Source organism: Afipia birgiae 34632 (assembly GCF_000308295.2).
Taxonomy (GTDB): Bacteria; Pseudomonadota; Alphaproteobacteria; order Rhizobiales; family Xanthobacteraceae; genus Afipia; species Afipia birgiae.
In genome coordinates this window covers 487,089-507,732 of sequence record NZ_HG326654.1, presented here as the reverse complement: position 1 = coordinate 507,732, position 20,644 = coordinate 487,089, and the positions used below count along the sequence as shown (strand labels likewise).

Annotated in this window: 15 protein-coding genes and 5 pseudogenes; 17 read left to right on the top strand and 3 right to left on the bottom strand. The window is 57.3% G+C overall.

What is annotated here, in order from left to right:
* The first annotated feature begins 24 nt into the window (after positions 1-24).
* From BN32_RS21080 to BN32_RS21030, 11 genes and pseudogenes are all read left to right on the top strand, one after another.
* Complete coding sequence (locus tag BN32_RS21080) at positions 25-2,337, top strand: xanthine dehydrogenase family protein molybdopterin-binding subunit (protein WP_019196027.1); 2,313 nt, start codon at positions 25-27, stop codon at positions 2,335-2,337.
* Complete coding sequence (locus tag BN32_RS21075; protein WP_019196028.1) at positions 2,334-2,840, top strand: (2Fe-2S)-binding protein; 507 nt, start codon at positions 2,334-2,336, stop codon at positions 2,838-2,840. Before BN32_RS21080 ends, BN32_RS21075 begins: the two co-directional genes overlap by 4 nt.
* The gene (locus BN32_RS21070; RefSeq protein ID WP_019196029.1) at positions 2,840-3,718 is read left to right on the top strand and encodes an FAD binding domain-containing protein; all 879 of its coding nucleotides are present in this window, start codon (positions 2,840-2,842) and stop codon (positions 3,716-3,718) included. The genes BN32_RS21075 and BN32_RS21070 overlap by 1 nt, the downstream gene beginning before the upstream one ends.
* Positions 3,719-3,778: 60 nt before the next feature.
* On the top strand, positions 3,779-4,555 hold the full coding sequence (gene pcaD, locus BN32_RS21065) for a 3-oxoadipate enol-lactonase (RefSeq protein WP_019196030.1): 777 nt from the start codon (positions 3,779-3,781) through the stop codon (positions 4,553-4,555).
* A 19-nt stretch (positions 4,556-4,574) separates the two neighbouring features.
* Positions 4,575-5,381: an SDR family NAD(P)-dependent oxidoreductase gene (locus tag BN32_RS21060; RefSeq protein WP_019196031.1), complete on the top strand. Its 807-nt coding sequence runs from the start codon at positions 4,575-4,577 to the stop codon at positions 5,379-5,381.
* Between the two features lie 192 nt (positions 5,382-5,573).
* Positions 5,574-5,909 (top strand): annotated as a pseudogene (locus BN32_RS26465) (transposase); the annotation flags it as partial.
* 64 nt (positions 5,910-5,973) lie between these two features.
* Positions 5,974-6,543 (top strand): hypothetical protein, encoded by a 570-nt coding sequence (locus BN32_RS25715; protein ID WP_051488557.1) that lies wholly within the window; start codon positions 5,974-5,976, stop codon positions 6,541-6,543.
* Positions 6,544-6,704: 161 nt separating this feature from the next.
* Positions 6,705-6,989 carry an integrase core domain-containing protein gene (locus tag BN32_RS26460; protein WP_082757661.1) on the top strand — a complete coding sequence of 95 codons (285 nt, stop codon included), beginning with the start codon at positions 6,705-6,707 and terminating at the stop codon, positions 6,987-6,989.
* A gap of 83 nt (positions 6,990-7,072) precedes the next feature.
* Positions 7,073-7,606 (top strand): annotated as a pseudogene (locus tag BN32_RS21040) (IS110 family RNA-guided transposase); the annotation flags it as partial.
* Positions 7,602-8,383: pseudogene (locus BN32_RS28270) on the top strand (glycosyltransferase); the annotation flags it as partial. The pseudogenes BN32_RS21040 and BN32_RS28270, both read left to right, overlap by 5 nt.
* A 189-nt stretch (positions 8,384-8,572) precedes the next feature.
* A complete protein-coding gene (locus tag BN32_RS21030; RefSeq protein WP_019196034.1) occupies positions 8,573-10,705 on the top strand; it encodes an amylo-alpha-1,6-glucosidase in 2,133 nt (710 codons plus the stop codon).
* A 373-nt stretch (positions 10,706-11,078) separates the two neighbouring features.
* Here the strand turns inward: BN32_RS21030 and BN32_RS21025 are convergent.
* A pseudogene (locus tag BN32_RS21025) lies at positions 11,079-11,447 on the bottom strand (transposase); the annotation flags it as partial.
* An 89-nt stretch (positions 11,448-11,536) separates the two neighbouring features.
* Here BN32_RS21025 and BN32_RS21015 point away from each other — a divergent pair.
* Positions 11,537-12,639, top strand: a protein-coding gene (locus tag BN32_RS21015; RefSeq protein WP_152343899.1) for an IS3 family transposase whose coding sequence is annotated in 2 segments (ribosomal slippage) — positions 11,537-11,798 and positions 11,798-12,639 — 1,104 coding nt in all. Because the reading frame shifts where the segments join, the coding sequence is not laid out codon by codon here.
* Positions 12,640-13,004: 365 nt separating this feature from the next.
* Here the strand turns inward: BN32_RS21015 and BN32_RS21010 are convergent.
* Positions 13,005-13,456 (bottom strand): annotated as a pseudogene (locus tag BN32_RS21010) (Hsp20 family protein).
* A 520-nt stretch (positions 13,457-13,976) separates the two neighbouring features.
* On the opposite strand from BN32_RS21010, the gene BN32_RS21005 reads away from it, so the two are divergent.
* Entirely contained in the window at positions 13,977-15,110 is a 1,134-nt protein-coding gene (locus tag BN32_RS21005; protein WP_019196040.1) for a glycosyltransferase family 4 protein, read from the top strand.
* Between the two features lie 347 nt (positions 15,111-15,457).
* Positions 15,458-16,357 (top strand): RNA polymerase sigma factor RpoH, encoded by a 900-nt coding sequence (gene rpoH, locus BN32_RS21000; RefSeq protein ID WP_019196041.1) that lies wholly within the window; start codon positions 15,458-15,460, stop codon positions 16,355-16,357.
* Between the two features lie 402 nt (positions 16,358-16,759).
* On the opposite strand, the gene BN32_RS20995 is transcribed toward rpoH, so the two are convergent.
* On the bottom strand, positions 16,760-17,398 hold the full coding sequence (locus BN32_RS20995) for a MarC family protein (RefSeq protein ID WP_019196042.1): 639 nt from the start codon (positions 17,396-17,398) through the stop codon (positions 16,760-16,762).
* Positions 17,399-17,805: 407 nt separating this feature from the next.
* On the opposite strand from BN32_RS20995, the gene groES reads away from it, so the two are divergent.
* The 3 genes from groES to BN32_RS20980 all read left to right on the top strand — a co-directional run bounded on the left by groES (position 17,806) and on the right by BN32_RS20980 (position 20,315).
* On the top strand, positions 17,806-18,120 hold the full coding sequence (gene groES, locus BN32_RS20990; protein WP_019196043.1) for a co-chaperone GroES: 315 nt from the start codon (positions 17,806-17,808) through the stop codon (positions 18,118-18,120).
* A gap of 43 nt (positions 18,121-18,163) precedes the next feature.
* Positions 18,164-19,786 (top strand): chaperonin GroEL, encoded by a 1,623-nt coding sequence (gene groL, locus BN32_RS20985; RefSeq protein WP_040427150.1) that lies wholly within the window; start codon positions 18,164-18,166, stop codon positions 19,784-19,786.
* Between the two features lie 205 nt (positions 19,787-19,991).
* The gene (locus BN32_RS20980; protein ID WP_019196045.1) at positions 19,992-20,315 is read left to right on the top strand and encodes a hypothetical protein; all 324 of its coding nucleotides are present in this window, start codon (positions 19,992-19,994) and stop codon (positions 20,313-20,315) included.
* Positions 20,316-20,644 lie beyond the last annotated feature (329 nt).

Sequence of the window (20,644 nt, the reverse complement as noted above, 5' to 3'; positions counted from 1 at the left end):
GCATTCCTCGCACAGGTCGATAGCATGCTGGGACGATCGGTCCGCCGCAAGGAAGATGAGCGCTTCATTACCGGAGCTGGACTCTATGTAGAGGATGTACAGCTTCCGGGAATGCTTTATGTGTCCTTTGTGCGGAGCGTTCACGCTCACGCAATTGTTCGTCGTGTGGATGCAGGTCGCGCGCGGCAAGTGCCGGGGGTTGTCACCGTCATCACGGGCGACGAGTGGCCCGAGCTAAGCTCTCGCCTGCCTGAGCTGAATGGGTCTGTCACGCTCGTCAGCCCCTATATCGACTCGCTCAAGGTCGCTCCACACCATTTGTTTCCGAAGAAGGTTTGTTACGTTGGCGAGCAAATCGCCGCCGTTATTGCAGAATCGCCTTATGCCGCGGTTGATGGTGTCGATGCAGTGGAAGTCGAGTATGAGGCGCTGCCCGTAGTTGCTTCGTGGAGGGACGCCGTCAAGCCGGACGCGCCGCGCGTGCACACCGGATTCGACAATATCGTTGCGCACCTCAAGCATGGTTTCGGTGACATTGACGCAGCGTTCCGCGAGGCGGATGTTGTCGTGGAGCGAACACTCGAAACGCAAAGCTTGAAGTCGATGGCGATCGAGTGCCGTGCCGTCGCAGCTCAATGGGAGCGGGCGACTGGAACACTCAATGTATGGTCGACCTGCCAGTTTCATTATATGCTGCGGAACACGTTGGCCGGAATCCTGGGTATGCCGGCGGAGAGCGTTCGCGTCATCGCCCGCGATATCGGCGGCGGGTTTGGTCTGAAAGGCGTTCTCCACGCCGAAGACGTTATCGTTCCGCTGATAGCCCGGCGTCTTGGACGCCCGTTGCGCTGGGCCGAGACGCGCATGGAGCATATGACCGCGTCCAATCATTCCGGCAACCAGGCGAACAAGGTTCGTGTGGCTGCGAAACGGGATGGGACCATTCTGGGAATGGACCTGGAAATGCACAAAGAGATCGGTGCGTACGATCACTTTGACATGATGCTGCAGATCAACACGATCAATCATCTCACCACCCATTACAAGATCCCGAACATGCGGATCGAGGGATGGGCGGTGAGCACCAACACCTCACCCGGAAGCCCGTATCGCGGGGCGGGTCGTGTCGAAGCGGTTTTCACAATGGATCGTATGCTCGACGCTGTCGCTGGTGCGACGGGCCTCGATCCGATCGAGGTCCGTCTCAAGAATATCGTCATGCCGGAGGATATGCCTTACCGGAATGGCATGGTGTACCGCGACGGCGTGCCCGTGACGTACGAAAATATCGACTTCCCTCTGTTGCTTGATACCGCGCGCAAGCGCGCCGACTATGATGGATGGCGCGAACGGCAGAAAGAGCTTCGGGGTGCCGGCCGGTCGATAGGCATCGGAATTTCAAGTTACGTGGAGGGCGGGGGACTTGGACCATGCGAAGGAGCGTCGATCAAGATCGACGAAGCCGGCCGGGTAACCGTGAAGATCGGCGTGAATTCGCAGGGACAGAGTCACGAGACGACGCTTGCGCAAGTCTGTTCCGCGGCATTGGGCGTCAAGATCGATGACGTTCGGGTGCTGGGCGGTGACACCAGTCTGATGAACGTGGGCTTTGGAACCGGTGCCAGCCGCGTGGCAGTAAACTCCGGAAATGCGGTGCATAAAGCGGCGATCGAGGTTCGCAGGAAAGCGGTTGCGCTCGCCGCGAGAATTCTGGGCTGCGCAGAAAGCGAGATTGAGATCAACGACGGAGTGCTGTCCGTTATCGGTGCGCGTCAAAATCAGATAGGAATCGCAGAACTCGCCGGTCGGTCCATTCGAGATCGGGGCATGGCCGAGCTCGGTGGTCCAGGGCTTGTTGCAACGGAGTTCTTCTATCCGAAGACGGTCACCTGGGCCAGCGGCGTCAACATCGTCGTAGTGGAAGTTGATCGTGAGACTGGTAAAGTCGATATCTTGAAGTACGTTTTCGTTCACGACTGCGGATTGCCGCTCAATCCATTGGTCGTTGATGGGCAGATATCAGGTGGCTTCGCGCAAGGGCTTGGCATCGCACTCGGCGAGTGCAATGCCTACGACCAGGAAGGTCAGGTTCGCAGCGGTACGCTGATGGATTATTTTGTTCCACGTGCATCGGATATCCCGGATCTGGATGTTGAGCATCTCAGATTCCCGACACCTGACAATCCTCTCGGTATCAAGTCTGTTGGCGAGAGTGGCCCCAACTCTCCTCCGGCGGCCATTGCCGCGGCGATTGAAGATGCGTTAGATGGGGATGTACAGATCACCAGGCTGCCAGTGACCATGAGTTCCGTTCTGGAGGCGATCCGGTCTCAATGAAGCACGCGATTAAAATCAGGGTGAACGGTCAGGACCGGAGTGCGGAGGTCGAGTCGCGCCTCTTGCTTGTTCATTTTCTTCGTGACGTTCTGGCGCTGACCGGGACACATGTCGGTTGCGACACGACACAGTGCGGAGCTTGTACGATTAGCCTTGATGGCCAAGCTGTGAAATCGTGCACGATTTTTACCGTGCAAGCCAATAATGCCGATATCGTCACTATTGAAGGGTTGGCCGCCAACGAGAAGCTACATCCAATTCAAGAAGCCTTTCGTGCCCATCACGGTTTGCAATGTGGCTTCTGCACGCCGGGTATGATCATGGCTGCGAAACAGCTTCTCGAGCGATATCCGGACCCGACGCCTGAGGAAATTCGGCATCAACTGGATGGCAACATCTGCCGCTGTACCGGCTATCACGGAATCATCAAAGCGATCGAAGCGGCTGCCGATTCAATGGCGGGTAAGCCGATTTCTCGCCACGCCGGAACAGCGGCATCCTGATGTTTCCCGCACCGTTTGATTATCACAAGCCAGCCGCTCTATCGGAAGCCGTCGAGATGCTCACCGCTCTGGGCGATGATGCTAAACTTCTGGCGGGTGGCCAAAGTCTGATTCCCGCGCTGAAGCTCCGTTTGACGAGCCCGCAACATTTGATCGATTTATCTGGCATCGCCGAGTTAAGCCAAATTGGCGTTGAAGATAACACACTCATTGTCGGCGCCATGGTTACGCACTGGCAGGTCGAATCGTCTCCGGTGGTCCGAAACGCACTTCCTTATCTGTCGAAGGTCGCTGCGCTTATTGCCGATCCTCAGGTCAGGAACAGAGGAACAATCGGCGGCTCCGTTGTTAACTCCGATCCTGCGGCTGACTATCCGGCGAGCATCGTCGCGCTCAATGCCGAAATGGTTTGCGTGAGCTCGAGTGGAACGCGCGTGGTTGCGGCGGCGGACTGGTTTCAGGGCCTGATGACGACCGCCATCGAAGACGGTGAAATCCTCACCCAGATCAGGATTCCCTTGCTGGCCAGCAATGTAGCTGCGACCTACTTGAAGCTGCCGCACCCAGCATCGCGCTTTGCCGTCGTCGGAGTGGCTGCGATTGCTCAAGTTACGCCCAGTGGCCAATGCGTGGATGCGCGGATCGGAATCACGGGGGTAGGGGCGAATGCGATTCGTGGTTTGCAGGTTGAAAAATTTCTTGTTGGTCATCCATTCGAGGAGCGGCGGATTGCAGATGCGAGCAATCTAGCTTGCGAAAGTCTCAATATCGAAGGCGACATGCATTTTTCTGCGCAAGACAAGCAAGAGCTCTGCCGCGTGTATGTCCGTCGTGCACTGATGCAGGTGAAACAGACGGCCGCGATGCGCTCCGTTTAACGGTTATTTCTGGCCGCGCAGGAGTGATAAACTGAGATCTACGCTTGGGGGTGTACTGCGATGCAAGTGGATGCAAATGGCCTCTCCTTCCGCGTCAAAGTTCAAGGATCTGCGACTGCGCCGACAATCGTATTGTCGAATTCGCTTGGGACCTCGTTGGAAATGTGGGACTCGCAGGTCGCTGCTTTGACGCGGGATTATCGGATCGTTCGGTACGATTGTCGCGGCCAAGGCAACTCGGCTGTTCCAGAAGGTTCGTATTCAGTGGCGCAGTTTGCGGGTGATATTCTGGCCATAATGGACGCTCTGGACATCGGCAAAGCGCACTGGTGCGGACTTTCGCTTGGTGGAATGATTGGACAATGGCTCGCGGCCAATGTTCCTTCCCGGTTCGACAAAGTCATTCTTGCAAACACAACTTGTTACTACTGCAGCCCGGCGTTCTGGCTTGATAGGATTCAGGCGGTTAAAGACGGGGGTATGGAATCGATTGCAGAGCGTGTCGTATCAGGATGGCTTACGGCAGATTTTCGCCAGAGAGAGCCGGTTATTGCTGAGCGAATGAAGGCCATGCTGCTGGCTACTTCCCAAGATGGTTATATCCAAACTTGTGAAGCCTTGAGTAGCCTCGACCAGCGCTATTTGCTTGCAGATATCAAGAACCCAACTTTGGTGATCGCAGGCGAACGGGATCTATCGACTCCGCTAAAAGACGCTGAGTTCATCGCAAGTCAAATTCCGAGTGCGAAACTCGCGGTGTTAGATGCAGCCCACATCTCTAATGTGGAGCAAAGCACGGCATTCTCTCAGGCCGTGCTCAAATTTCTGGGTCGGTAATATCCGGGAGATTTAGCATATGTCGACCAGCTCACCCTTTAGTCTTCATGAAAAGGTTATCTTGGTGACGGGCGCAGGTGGTGGGTTGGGCCGCCAGTTTGCCATGACGCTTGCGAGCGCCGGAGCGTCGATTGCTTGCCTTGATCGTGATGTGCGTGGTGCCAGTGAAACCGTCTCTGCGATCCAGCGATCCAGTGGAGTCGCAGACGTCTACATTGCCGATGTCTCCGAAGAGAATATCTTGAATGATGCGGTTCAAAGCATAATCAAAACATTTGGTCGGATCGATGTTCTCGTCAACAATGCGGGCATTAGCACGCGTCCGGTACGCATCCACGAGTTGCCTACCACGGACTGGGATAGAGTGATGAGCATCAATTTGCGAGGAACATATCTTTGCGCCAAGGCGGTGCTACCCTACATGATGGAGAAGGGAGGCGGATCCATCATTAATATTGCTTCCATAACGGGAATAGTCGGATTTTATCCCGGAGCGTCAGCCATAAGCGCAGCATATTCCGCTTCGAAGGGAGGCATGGCGAGTTTCACCCGACAACTGGCCGCAGAGTATGCCGCAGACAATATTCGTTGTAACGCTGTAGCGCCGGGTTTTCATAGCGGAACTGAACTCGGCGAGGAGCGGCGTGCCTTTGCGTCGATTTCCGAGACTCAATTGCTAAATGATGCCATCTTGCGTCGTACACCTTTCCGGCGGCTTGGAAGCCCCAACGAACTAGCCGGGTTAGTTCATTACTTGTCTAGCGATGCGTCCCTATTCATCACCGGCCAATTGATAGCGCACGACGGAGGTTGGACTGCGGCGTAAACGGGCGCGAGGATGCATTATCCTGCCCATGAGATGAGCTGCGCGTATTGGCTTTATATCGATAGACTTTGATCGTCCGGTCTCCGGTCAACGCGCCGCAAACGCGATAAGATCTGACGTGCTCCCTGCAAATTAGGCCAATCTGAACTGGAATTTCCACTTATGGTCCCCTGTTGGGGCGAGGAGCATTCCATGAAGGCATCGAAGTTCACGGAGGCGCAGATCGCCTTCGTTTTGCAGCAGGCGGAGGGCGGCACGCCGATTGCGGAGGTTTGCCGGAAGGCTGGCATCAGTGACGCGACGTTTTGCAACTGGCGGAAGAAATACGCCGGCTTATGCCATCGGAGATGAAGCGCTTACGTCAGCTCGAAGACGAGAATGTCAAGCTGAAACGGATTGTCGCGGACCTGTCCCTCGACAAGGCAATGCTGCAGGACGTGCTTTCAAAAAGCTTTGAGGCCTGGCCGCAAGCGCGAACTTGTCGACAAGGTCCGGTCGGAATGGAAGGTGTCGATCAGGCGCGCCTGTGCTCCTGTGTGTACCGAAACCTTATCCGAGTTGATGACGTGATGGAATCGCCTAAGCTGGCGGAATGATCGGGTTGCTTTGTTTCGTTCTGGCCGTCCTGGCCTCGCCATTCAAGTCGAAGTTGCGGCTTGAAGCTGAGAACGCGGTGCTTCGACATCATTTGATTGTCTTGAAGCGTAGGCTGCATGGTCGCGTCCGGCTCACGTACAACGACCGCTGGTTCTTTATCCAGCTGTATCGGTGGTGTCCGTCGATCCTGCGGGCCCTCATGATTATCCGTCCCGAGACGCTCGTGCGTTGGCATCGGGCGGGCTTTTGCTGCTATTGGGGGTGGAAGTCACGATCGCTGGGAGGACGGCCGCAGATCGAGACGGACCTGCGCGCGCTGATCCGGCGGATCAGCGTCGAGAACCCGCTTTCGGGAGCGCCGCGTATCCATGGCGAACTTCTCAAGCTCGGGTTTGAGCTCGCGCAGTCGAGCGTCGCCAAGTACATGATCACGCGGCGGGGCCGCCCAGTCAGGGAGGGCGTACCTTTCTGCGCAATCATGCCCCAGATATCGCGGCCATGGATTTGTTCGTTGCTCCGACCATTGGCTTCGACCTGCTCTATGCCTTCGTCATCGTTCGGCTAGACCGCAGAGACCTCGTCTGGATCAACGTACACAACAAACTCGACAGCTGAATGGATTGTACGCCAGTTAACAGAGGCCTTCCTTGGGACGAAGCCCCGCGCTACCTCATCCGCGATCGGGATCGGATCTATGGCGCCGTCGTCAAACGTTGACTGCGCGCCATGGGCATCCGAGACAAGCCGACTGCACCAGCCTCGCCCTGGCAGAACGGCTATGCCGAACAGCTGATTGGATCGATCCGGCGAGAATGTGTGGACCGCGTCATTGTCTTGGGCGAGGCGCATCTGCGCCGGACACTCAAATCCTATGCCGAGTATTACAACCGTGTCAGGACCCATCGATTTGTGAACAAGGATGCGCCGGTCTCTAGGCCGGTTCAGCGAACCGGTGTCATTTGTTCACGCGCCATTCTGGGCGGACTGCATCACCAATATGTTCGTGTTTAGGTTTATGGGATGGCCCGCCCCCTCCCAGCGGGACCGGCAGGTAGAATGCCGGTTCTGAGTCCCCAGTGAGAAGGAGCGGAGTCATGAAGATCGTGATGGTTGGCATCGACCTCGGCAAGAATCTTTGCAGTATGGCGGGGCTGGATGAGAGCGGAGCAATTGTCCTTCGGCGGCGGATGAAACGAGAGTCTGTGTTGCCGTTTACGGCACAGCTGCAGCAATGCATGGTGGCGATGGAGGCGTGCTGTGGGGCCCATCATCTTGGCCGGCAGATCGCTACACAAGGCCACGCTGTACGACTGATGTCAGCGGAATATGTCCGCCCCTATGTCAAGGCGCAAAAGAATGACGAGCGAGACGCGGAAGCGATCGCAGAAGCAGCCACCCGGCCGACAATGCGCTTTGTAGAGATCAAGAGCGAGGCGCAGCTCGAAGTGCAGTCATTGCATCGTGTCCGCGGGCGATTGGTTGCGGAGCGGACAGCATTGATCAACCAGTTGCGTGCGCTCTTGCTGGAGCGTGGCATCACTGCGCCTCAAGGGCGACGCAAGGTCGAACGGCTGCTTCCGGAGATTTTGGCGGACGAAGGTAACGGTCTTGGACCGCGTCTTCGTTCTTCATTTTCACCTCGATTATTATCCATTCTCGGTAATGTCACGCCAGCCAGTGCCTTTCATTACAACACTGCATGGGCGCTTGGATCTGCCAGAGCATCAGCCGATATTTGATACATTTTTATCCATCCCGCTAGTTTCAATCTCGAATGCGCAGAGGCGACCTGTTCAGAAGGCGCGTTGGATTGACACAATTTATCATGGCCTTCCAGAAAACCTTTTGACGCCGAAGCTGAAGACCCCATCTTACCTTGCATTTCTCGGCCGCATTTCTCCGGAAAAACGTCTCGACCGCGCCATTCACATCGCAGAGCGATGCGGCCTTCCCATCAAGATAGCGGCAAAAGTCGATGTGGCCGATCTCGGCTATTTTAGGAATGGCATCCGCCCGCTGCTGGAAAAGAAGCATGTCGAATTCATCGGCGAAATTTCGGACGCGGAAAAATCGGATTTTCTGAGCGGCGCGATCGCTTTGATTGGCCAGAACCCTTCGGCCTCGTGATTATCGAAGCTATGGCATGCGGTACGCCCGTGGTTGCCTACAATATAGGGGCGATCCCAGAGCTCATCGAGAATGGAGTAACGGGATTTGTGGTCGAGGACGAAATTAGCGCGGTAGGTGCCATCACAACATTTCCTCGATCTCGCGTGGCAAAGTGCGTTCAACGTTTGAGCAACGCTTCGAACCGTATGACGCTGGACTATCTGAGAGCCTACCAGAACGTTTGCCAGTCAAGGCGTCCAGAAAAGGGCGCTCCGCCGCGGCTGGTAACGAACTGAGTGTAAGCCGATCGGATATGAATCTGATTGCGCAAAATTAGAGGAAACTTGATGCTACGCCTCTGCAATTGATGCACACGTTCCAATCATGACCAATGTCGCGTTCGTCGGAGGTGTCCTGTGGTCGTTCTATCTCATGCAGCACGTGGCGCCATTTCGCCTCAAGAAACGCCGTTTTATATCCCTGCAATGGGCTCGATCGCGCGTCCGCGCCGAATACTCAAAGCGAATGACACCTTTGCTGTGGTAGACAATTACGGCGATATCGGCACCTCGTCAGATCCGGATGGAATTTTCAACTGCGACACTCGATACTTGTCCCGTCTGAAGCTGACGGTGAATGGACTGGAGCCGCTTTTGCTAGGTTCGACTGTGCGGGATGATAACACGGCTCTTATGGCAGATCTCACAAATTCGGATATCTACGTCAGAGACCAGCTTGTTCTTCCGAAGGATACCGTCCACATCATCCGAACGAGCTTTATCTGGCAGGGCCACTTTTACACTCGTTTTAGAATTTGCAATCACGGCAGCGAGCGCGTGTCGATCACTGTTTCACTCGCGTTCGCAAATGACTTTGCCGACATTTTCGAAGTGCGCGGGATGCGAAGAGTGCGGCGCGGGACTCGCCGCCCATCGGTCATCCGGGAGAACAGCGTCTATCTCTTCTATGAAGGCCTTGACGCTGAGGAGCGAAGTACATCGCTGTCTTTTGATCCTGTGCCGGACCAAATGGACGATGGCTATGCCGCATACGATATGACGCTGGATCCGAGGCAGCGTAAATCAATCTTTCTCACAGTAAAATGCAACGGCAAACCAGACGATCCGCCTGTGCCATTTCTTAAGGGAATGGCACAGGCCTCACGTTCACAGCGAAGGGAAAAATTGGACCACGTGGGAATCGGTACGTCGAGCGATGTCATCAATCAAATTCTGGCGCGATCGCTTTGGGATCTTCGGATGCTGACAACCGAGACCCCAGAAGGAGATTATCCCTATGCGGGCATCCCATGGTATTCGACGACGTTCGGTCGCGACGGCATCCTCACTGCGTTGCAGATGTTGTGGTGCAAACCACGGCTGGCGCAGGGCGTATTAACGCGACTGGCCGCGTTTCAGGCCAAATCGACCGATCAACTCAATGACGCTGAGCCTGGAAAAATTCTTCACGAGATGCGGGCCGGCGAGATGGCGCGCCTGCGCGAAATCCCGTTCGGACTTTACTACGGAAGTGTTGACGCCACACCGTTGTTCGTTCTGCTTGCGGGCGAATATGCCGAGCGCACCGGAGACATGGAAACGATTCGATCATTGTGGCCCAATATTCAAGCGGCGCTTATGTGGATCGACGAACACTCTGCGTTGGACGATCACGGTTTTCTCCGTTACTCCCGCAACAATACCGAAGGCCTTGTCAATCAGGGATGGAAGGATTCTTTCGATTCTGTATTTCATGCCGATGGGCGCCTCGCAGAGGGATCGATCGCTCTTGCGGAAGTTCAGGCATACGTCTATGCCGCCAAACGGTCGATTGCGAAGGCGGTACGAAAGCTCGGTTCTGCAGATCATGCCGATCGGCTCGAAGGAGAAGCGGAGACGTTGGCGTCGCATTTCGAAAAGGCTTTCTGGTGCGACGAGATAGATACGTACGCGATTGCGCTCGACGGCGAAGGAAATCCATGTCGGGTGCGGACATCGAATGCTGGTCATGTGCTGTTCGGTGGAATGGCATCGCCGGAGCGAGCGAAGCGGATCATCCAAGGCCTGATGACACCTCAATTCTTCTCAGGATGGGGAATTCGCACCGTCGCCGCTGGTGAGAATCGCTATAATCCGATGTCCTATCACAATGGGTCCATTTGGCCGCACGACAATGCGCTCATTGCTGTCGGAATGGCACGGTACGGGTATAAGATAGCCGCGTGCAGAGTGTTTGAAGCCATTAGTAGTACAGCATCCTATATGGACTTGCGCAGATTGCCGGAATTATTTTGTGGCTTTCGGCGGCGAAGAGGTCAGGCACCCACGTTATATCCCGTGGCCTGCTCGCCCCAGGCATGGGCCTGCGGCGCGCCGTTCGCCATGTTGCAAGCTTGTCTTGGGCTGGAGTTTCAACCTGAATGTAATTGTATTCGCCTCATCGACCCTATTTTGCCGCGATTTCTGAATATGCTTGTATTGCGCAACCTCGAACTTGGCGGTGCTAGGATCGATTTCGCTCTATACCGACATGAGGATAATGTTTCGCTTCAGATTTTGCGTAATCCGGACGGAATCGAAGTGTTTATAAGCCATCGCCGATCGCCAAGTTCGCCTTGATTACTTGAGATAGCGGTGTCCCTCGCACCAAGTAGAGACCTCGAAGGCCCGATGGACGGAGGAAAGGTTGTTAATTTCAAAGCGTGACCATGACGGTTCGATCATATTGATCTGCCCCCTTTGAAGTTCTCTAATCGCGCTCGTCAATAGCTTTTCTTCCACGACTGGGCGTTCTCGCCGGGCTCAGAGTTCTCTCCGCGGTCGATGGTCTGCATCGCCGCATGTTGGCGTCGGATGGTGGATCGGCCGAAGTGGTCCACGTGGTCATCATGGAAAGTTCGGTGATGCCACATTCAAAGGGACGGCCTGATCCGCGCCATGCGTCCCGGCGGGACGCGCTGTTGGAAACGTTGTCAGCGCAGCATGGATATGGTCATGCGGCCACAGCGCTCCAACGGAACGGGGTGTTTGTCTTCCACATTGCGTGGAGAATGACGGCGAGCTTCCGTGCCACAGCGACACGCGCTTTCTTGAAGCCGGCAACCTTGGCGAGCTTGAGGCCCCAGGCCTTGAGGGTCGAGAAGGCCTTGGTTCTGGTGAGTAACGTCGTGGCGGCCTCATAGAGATGCTTACGCGTCATCTGGTTTCCGTGTTTGGAGATCCGCCCATTCCGGCTGACTTCGCCTGACTCGTAGCGGCGCGGCGTCAATCCGAGATAAGCGCCTGCGCTCGACGATCGCTTGAAGCGCTCGGGATCATCGAAGACCGACGCAACCGATAGAGCTGTGATCGCGCCGACGCCCTGATCCTGACCTGATCCTGCCCCACCAAACTGGTCCATGCTGAGGGCAATTTTTTCGGGCATTCTGAACCCCACGAAGGGAGGATGCCATGAAGCGGAAGCGGTTTTCGGAGGAGCAGATTGCCTTTGCGCTGAGGCAGGCTGACAGCGGCACGCCGATCGAGGAGATCTGCCGCAAGATGGGGGTCTCAGAGCCGACGTTCTACCGGTGGAAGAAAGTTTACGCCGGCATGGGCGTCGCCGAGATCCGTCGGTTGAAACAGCTTGAAGACGAGAACGCGAAGCTGAAGCGGGTGGTGGCGGATCTCACGTTGGACAAAGCGATGTTGCAGGATGTCCTGCGAAAAAAATGGTAAGGCCCGCCGTCCGGCGCGAGATCGTGCACCATCTGCAGCAGGTCTACGATATCGGCGAGCGACGGGCCTGCAAGGCAACCGGCTTTCATCGATCCTCGCAGCGCTACAAGTCGCGCGGTGATCCGCAAACTGAACTGCGCATGCGGTTGAAGGATCTGGCGGCCAGTCGGGTCCGCTATGGCTATCGGCGTCTCCATGTGCTGCTGCTGCGGGAGGGCTATCGTTTAAACCACAAGCGAACCTACCGGCTGTATCGCGAAGAAGGGCTCTCCATCAGGTCGAAAATACCGAAGCGCAAGCGAGCCTGGCGCTATCGCTCGGGTCGGCCAGAGATCGCCGGCGTGAACCAATACTGGGCGATGGGCTTTATGTCGGATGCACTGTTTGACGGCCGCCCGTTCCGGCTTTTGACCATTGTCGATTGCCACACACGAGAATCGCTTGCGATCGTTCCGAGAACGAATTTTAGAGCCTTCCAGGTCGTCGATGTTCTTGAGCGGCTGGTAACGGAACGCGGCAAACCCCAGACTGTTCGTTGCGACAATGGCCCGGAGTTTGCCGGTAGAATGCTGGATCAATGGGCACACCTTAGCGGCGTGGAGATCGACTTCTCCAGACCCGGAAAGCCAACGGACAACGCATTTTGTGAAGCCTTCAACGGTCGTCTGCGCGCAGAATGTCTCAACGCATCATGGTTCCTGTCGATGGCTGACGCCATCGATCGACTCGACGAATGGAGGCGCCACTACAACAACGACAGACCCCATACCTCGCTCTGCAACTTGACCCCGAACGAGTTCGCACGACAAACTCAAATAGCCCGAGAAATTGCCTAGGACCTGGACCACAAAACGGGGCAGCTCCAAGCAATTTCTAAACTAACATTCCAATCGGACCACTCCGTGGGGGCCGGTCACGAGCGGCGCTCGAATTGCAGCTTCCATTGATTTTTTCGCCTAGGCGCCGACATCGTTACCGAATGAGCAGGCCTGAAGATCAGCGCATGGGCATCGGCCGGAAAGACCGACCGGGTGACTGGCGTCGCGGGCGCCTCGAAACAGGTTTCATGGACATTGTTCATCGAGACCTCCGTGCCTATGAGCGTTGGGGCTGATAATTGGCTTCCGCGATGTCCTCGTGGACGAGCAACCTGCCCGCGGCGGCACCGCGCCGCGGGCCGAGTCAGCGGGTGGCCAGATGATCAGGCCGTCTGCGTGTGCTCGAGTCTTTTGTTGTCGTTGACGGCGTTGATCGGGATCTGGCGAGGCCTCATTGTTTCGGGGACCTCACGCACGAGATCGATCTTTAGCACGCCGTCTTCGAACGAGGCGCCCTTTACCTGGACGTATTCGGCCAGATTGAACTGCCGCCGGAACGGACGCGCAGAGATACCCTGGTAGAGGTACTGGTGCATGCCCTCTCGGTCTTGCGACCTTCCACGGTAAGCACGTTCTGCTCCGCCACAACGGATACTTCGTCTGGCGAGAATCCGGCCAGGGCGAGCGAGATCCGGTAGCTATCGTCACCGGCTCGTTCAATGTTGTAGGGCGGGTAGTTACCGCCCGCCCACTCGGCGGAATCCTCCAGCAGATCGAACAGGCGATCGAAACCAACAGTCGAACGCCATAAGGGGGCAAGATCAAAGGTGGTCATAGCCACATCCTCCTCTTGAGCAACATGGTTACGACGCCGGACACTGTGCCCGGCGCCCGATCACCGGACCCTATAGAAGGCGCCCGGTGCAGCGCAGTTCCGCGCGTGCGCCAATGAAATTAGAAGCGGCTTCAGCCGTTTCAAGAGGCGTGTTCAAGCTCTTGCGCCGGATGTGAAGCAAACCAATTTACTTCTCGCGACCCGAAAGGCCGCGCTCCTCGGACCATGACGAATTCAGGAATATCGGAGGCTCGACCATGCCAGGATTACAGGTGAGGGATGGTCTCGTCGATGTGGCCCTGCAGGACTCATTTCCCGCGAGCGATCCGCCGGCATTCGTCGCTGGCGGCGTCGTGATCGGACGGCCGTTTCGAAGGGAAACTTTCTATGGCTTTGGGTCCGCCGACGCTCGAAGCGGTAGCGGAGTCGGCATTCGAATGCAGAGGTCGCGTCCAAAGCGCGCAAGGAAAGTGCCGAGCCGGCCGACTTCAGAGCAACTCACTGAAAAAGGAGCAGGAGGATGAAGATCGCGCAAGTTGCTCCGCTTTTCGAAAGCGTGCCGCCGAGGCTCTACGGCGGAACGGAGCGGGTTGTTTCGTACTTGACCGAAGAGCTGGTCAGGCAGGGACATCAGGTAACGCTGTTTGCGAGCGGGGACTCCATGACGTCCGCGGAACTCGTCGCCTGTACGCCGCAGGCGCTACGCCTCGATCCGGATGCCCGCGATACGATCCCCCATATGATGGTCATGCTCGACAAGATTCGAGAGCGCGCTGACGAATTCGACATCTTGCACTTCCATATCGACTATCTGCATTTCCCCCTGTTCCGGGCGGATGCTGGCCGCAGCCTGACCACGCTGCACGGCAGGCAGGATCTGGCCGACCACCTGCCCTTCTATGTCCGGTTCTCGGAGATGCCGTTGGTCTCGATCTCGGATTCGCAACGGATTCCACTGCCGAAGGGAAACTTCGTTGGCACGGTTTATCACGGCCTGCCGCTCGATCTGTACAAACCAACATTCGATTCCAAGGGGGGCTATCTGGCCTTCCTGGGCCGCATCTCGCCGGAGAAGCGGCCTGACCGCGCCATCGAGATCGCGCGGAAGGCCGGTCTTCCACTGAAAATTGCAGCCAAGGTGGATAAGGTGGACGAGGCATATTTCCGTGAGACCATCGAGCCTATGATCGACGGAAGGCAGATCGAATATATCGGAGAGATCAACGAGAGCGCCAAGAGCGAATTTTTGGGCCAAGCCGCCGCCTTGCTGTTCCCGATCGATTGGCCTGAGCCTTTCGGTTTGGTGATGATTGAGGCGATGGCCTGCGGTACGCCTGTCCTCGCCTTCCGCGGCGGATCAGTCCCTGAAATCATTGATAAGGAAGTAACCGGCCACATCGTATCAAGTGTCGAGGAGGCGGTTGCCGCCCTTCCCACCGTTCTAGCCCTTGATCGAAGGGGCATCCGCAGGCGCTTTGAGGAGCGCTTTTCGTCGGCGCAAATGGCGACGCAGTACGTCAAACTGTACCAGAAGTTGCTGATCGGGCCGGAGGCGCAAAAACGTGCGCCGGTCGTTGCGGCGCATGCACTCAATGCGCACGTCCATGGCCGCAAAGCTGAAGCGGCGGCTACGGCCCCGCACAAGCCCTCCTGAAGAGGGGATGTCGCTGTCCGCCCGCTCATGGGGCCCGTAAGGAGCCATCGGTTTCTGGCCCGGCGGCGCACGTTCAGCTTGGAACATTTTCGCGGGTTTCTCATTCCTAAGGCGTTGCCAACCTTCGACCGACTGGTCGCCGATTTCTGGGGCCAGTCGAGTAGGGTTGCCGGCGGTTTCTGCCCATTTTGCTCAGAGGAGGAATTGGATATGGAACACGACCGCTTTAGCGCCTGGCGACTCGCTCGGCTCATCTCAAGCACTGACTGCTGCCCACCACGCCCCAAGCCTGATCGTGCTTCGATCAAGCCCGCGTCAGGAGCGTGCACGCTTGAGGAGGGCTAACCATGTCATTTGCCGCAGCGCTTCCCGCCATCCGATCGGAGGGTGGTCTTTCTCGTTATCTGACGGAGATTCATAAGTTTCCGCTTCTTTCAGCATCGGAAGAAGCCACGTACGCCCAGCGCTGGCGAGATGACGGCGACCGCGATGCCGCCTACCAACTAGTGACAAGTCATTTGCGGCTCGCCGCAAAGATCGCATTGCAGTACAAGCGTTACGGCCTGCCAATCGCGGACCTGATCTCGGAGGCCAACGTCGGACTGATGCTGGCTATCAAGCGATTCGATCCGGAAAGAGGGTGTCGGCTGGCGACTTATGCCGCGTGGTGGATCAAGGCGTCGGTGCAGGAGTATATTTTGAGATCCTGGTCGCTCGTCAAGCTCGGAACCACCCCGGCGCAGAAGAAACTGTTCTTCAACCTCCGCAAGCTGAAGAGTCGCATCGGTGCGCCGGAAGAAAGAGATCTGTCGCCGGAACACGTCAAGTACATCTCTGAACATCTTCAGGTGGGAGAAACTGAGGTCAGGGAGATGAACGGCCGGATGCGTGGCGACATCTCACTAAACGCCCCGCTCAGCGTTGCCGGCGAAGGCGATGAATGGGAAGATTGGCTGGCCGATCCCTGTCCAGACCCTGAAAGCCTGCTTCTGGAGGGGAGCGATCGTGAGCAGAAAAAGACGGCCCTCGATCAGGCGCTTGCTGAATTGTCAGCGCGCGAGCGTTCCATTCTCGAAGCGCGCTTTCTCACCGAAGAGCCAAAAACGCTCGATGAGTTGGCAGCGGTTTTCCATGTTTCGCGCGAAAGAATCCGGCAAATCGAACAGCGTGCGCTCCAGCGCCTCAGGGCGAAGATCGGCGCTCGCTTAAGGCATCAGATGCAGTTCGGCCTGCATCGTTGTAGGTGACGCTCGCCGGCTGCTGATTGGCTGTAACGCAGGTCAGCAGCCGGTGCAGATGTCGGGTACCATCCGCTCAGCTGAGAAGTCACGACCCTTGCGGTTCTCCTGGTTCGTCCTGCGACCACTCGCTGCGGCTCGCCGGAATCGACAACGACCTGCTGCGTCGTCCCCGCCGACCCGCGCGCGTTGCGCAGAGAATCAAATTCTTTAGCGTTCAATTCAGAGGCCATCCAAAGCGCAATGGCGGTTACCAAGAATCTTCTCATAGCTCATTCTCGTTCACGATCTCCCGGGCGTGACGCCAGGGGCCTCGCGAATAAACCTGGAGCGATGCCGCTTAATTTCAATCGCCTTGAACCAGCGAGATGAAGATCGGGCATCTCTACGAATCGAGGATGTACCTTTTAACTAGCCGCAGAACAGGCGTGCGTCCCTGATCCCGTCGAAGATGAACTGTGACGCCAAGGCCGCCAGGATCACGCCGGCAAGCCGGGCGATGACATTCGAGCCGGTCGTCTTGAGGATACGATGCAGGAGATCAGTGAAGATCATTCCGAGATAAGTCAGCAATAGACACAGAAGCATGGATACGAGAACGACAACAGACTTGGTAAGGTCGCCGGTTGCCTGTCCCATAAGCAGGACTACGGCTGTCAGCCCCGCTGGACCGGCTATCACCGGAAATGCCAAAGGAAAGATCGCAATATCGCCGGGCTCAAGGGCTTCCCGCCGTTCTCCGGCTGTCAGGGTCGAAAGGCCGGCCGAATGGCCGAAGATCAGTTGAACCGCCTGCAATAGCAGGAGGACCCCTCCCGCAAAACGAAAGGCCTCGAGTGAGACGTGGAGAGCGCGAAGCAACCCTGTCCCGAAGAGGGCAAATCCAAATAGAACCCCGCCAGCAATCAGCGTTGCGCGCGCCGCCAAGCGAAACCGCTCGGGACGGTGTACACCACCCGTCAAACCTCCGAACACGATCGCCGTGTCGACGGGCCCGATCGCCACAAACAGGGTGGCAAAGGTCGTGAGTGCAAATTCAGCGACAGACATCAGAGCACCATCTTTGAAACCTTACTCAGGTTTTCAAGTTCGCGCAGATGATCAGGCGAATCACTCTTACCTGCCCTCAGACGGGAGAAAAGGCCGATACGCTAATGCCGGGTCCTTCCGACGATGAACAACACGGCGACCGCTACCGTTCCGTGCAATGCCCGGCCTGTGGGTGGTTTCATGCGGTCCACGTTGAAACGGGCAGGGTGCTTGGCCTGGCTGACGACGAATGGTGAAAGCCGGCGCCTGACCGCGGGGTAACGCCTTGGCACTCCGGCGCCGCGAGTGACAAAAATTTTTCGTCCGCCTCTTGAAGGGCCTTTTCCTGCTTCCTAGGTGGTTTTCCGCCCCGGGGCCGGTTCCCGGACCCGGTTTTGGACATCGCTGAACTGACAAGGAGGATGTGCATGCATTTCCGTCCACTGCACGACCGCGTGCTCGTGCGTCGCATCGATGCCGAGGAGAAGACCGCCGGCGGCATCATCATTCCCGATACCGCGAAGGAGAAGTCGCAGGAGGGTGAGATCGTCGCTTCTGGCCCGGGCGCCAGGAATGAGCAGGGCCAATTTTTCCCGATCGACGTCAAGCCCGGGGACCGGGTCCTGTTCGGAAAATGGTCCGGCACCGAGGTGAAGATCGACGGTCAGGATTATCTGATCATGAAAGAGAGCGATCTTCTCGGCGTTATCGACAAGACCGGTTCGGTCAAGAAGGCCGCCTGATCACAATGCAAGATGACAGTCATTAAGAGAAAGGAGCAGGAAAATGGCTGCCAAGGACGTGAAATTTTCTACGGAAGCCCGCGAGCGAATGCTGCGGGGAATAGATACGCTGGCGAATGCGGTGAAGGTCACGCTCGGTCCCAAGGGTCGCAACGTTGTGATCGAAAAATCCTTTGGCGCACCGCGCATTACCAAGGATGGTGTCACCGTCGCCAAGGAAATCGAGCTGGAGGACAAGTTCGAAAACATGGGCGCGCAAATGGTGCGCGAGGTCGCTTCAAAGACCAATGACCTTGCGGGCGATGGTACCACTACCGCCACCGTGCTCGCACAGGCCATCGTCAAGGAAGGCACGAAATCAGTCGCCGCCGGCATGAATCCGATGGATCTGAAGCGCGGCATCGATCTTGCGGTCGAGGCGATTGTCAAGGACCTGAAGGCGCATGCCAAGAAGATCACCTCCAATGAGGAGATCGCGCAGATCGGCACCGTCTCCGCCAACGGTGATACCGAGATCGGCCGCTTCCTTGCCGATGCCATGAAAAAGGTCGGCAACGAGGGCGTTATCACCGTGGAGGAAGCCAAGAGCCTCGATACGGAACTCGAGGTGGTCGAAGGTATGCAATTCGACCGCGGCTATGTATCGCCCTATTTCGTGACCAATGCCGAAAAGATGCGGGCCGAGCTCGAAGATCCCTATATCCTTATCCACGAGAAAAAGCTGTCCAGCCTGCAGCCAATGCTGCCGTTGCTCGAAGCCGTCGTGCAGTCCGGCAAACCGCTGCTGGTCGTGGCCGAGGATATTGAAGGCGAAGCGCTGGCAACCTTGGTTGTCAACCGGCTGCGCGGCGGCCTGAAAGTCGCGGCCGTGAAGGCACCGGGCTTCGGTGATCGCCGCAAGGCCGTGCTTGAGGACATCGCGATCCTCACCGGCGGCACGGCGATCTCGGAGGATCTCGGCATCAAGCTCGAGAACGTCACGCTGAAGATGCTTGGCCGCGCCAAGAAGGTCGTGATCGACAAGGAAAACACGACCGTCGTCAATGGCGCCGGCGCCAAGAAGGACATCGAGGCGCGCGTCACTCAGATCAAGGCGCAGATCGAGGAGACCACTTCCGACTACGATCGCGAGAAGCTGCAAGAGCGGCTAGCCAAGCTCGCCGGCGGCGTTGCGGTGATCCGCGTCGGCGGCGCGACCGAGGTTGAGGTCAAGGAGCGCAAGGATCGTGTCGATGATGCGATGCATGCGACTCGGGCGGCGGTCGAAGAAGGCATTCTGCCCGGCGGTGGTGTCGCGCTGCTGCGCGCGTTGAAGGCGCTCGACGGCATCAAAACGTCGAATGCCGACCAGAAGGCTGGTATAGACATCGTACGTCGCGCCATCCAGGTGCCAGCCCGGCAGATCGTGCAGAATGCCGGCGAGGACGGCTCGCTGGTTGTCGGCAAGCTGCTTGAGAACTCCAGCTATAATTGGGGCTTCAATGCCGCAACTGGCGAATACCAGGATCTTGTCAAGGCCGGCGTGATCGATCCCGCCAAGGTCGTCCGCACCGCGCTGCAGGATGCGGCGTCCGTCGCGGCTCTGCTGATCACCACCGAGGCGCTGGTCGCCGAAAAACCAAAGAAGTCCGAACCGGTTGCCGCAGCGCCTCCGATGGACTTCTGATCGACACCGAGCCCGGCCGTGAACGGCCGGGCTTTCCTACCCACAACCAGGAGAAAGGACGCACAAACACCAGGGAGCCCTCAGATGAGCACACGCATGCAATCACGATCGCGCAAGAGCGGGGCGGCTGTACTGCATTGGCTCATGTTCGCCCTCAGCCTTCTGACGATCGCATGGATCAGTTTTTCAACGATAGGAGGATGAGATGATCAGCAATCCCTCACTCGGCTCCGTTCGTGCCGAGAAGTCGCAAAGCCGTATCCGCAGAATTGTCGCATGCGCCGTCGCAATGGCGACCATGCTTATGCCGCTGGGTGCCTGGGGCATGGATAGCACGCCCAAGCCGGCGCTCGACAGATCTGGCAACCTGCTGCCGCTTCCGCCCATTCCTTATCTGGAATCGATGCGCTGGATGAAACCTAGCGGTCCGGTATTCAAAACCGATACCCTGCTATTCCCAGACGGTCCCCAGCCCGGCCTTTTTCAAATTCCATCCGGCTATGAGCGCGGCCAGCCGAGAGTGAGCTGAGCCCGCAATATGGCGCGACCCGACGTGGCGGGTCGCGCCTGTCGAAGTAAGCGCAAGGATATGCGAATCGGCACTCCAGCCACCACCTCCGGCGGTGCTTTCTTGCCGTAGGGCTCACCCAATTCCGTCGCGAAAGCGAAATCGGCTCATGGCGCTGTCACCAGAGCAGGTCGGAGGGGCCGGCTCAGCAGGTCGACGGTCCGCGACCAAGAGGTTTGGCGCGACCTCGCAGTTCAAGTTTTTTCGGCCGGCAAACTACCGGCTGCTTCAAGCCCACTATTTCGGCGGTTGTAGCCCGGGAGATCGCAGCCACTCGCTCAAATGCGCGC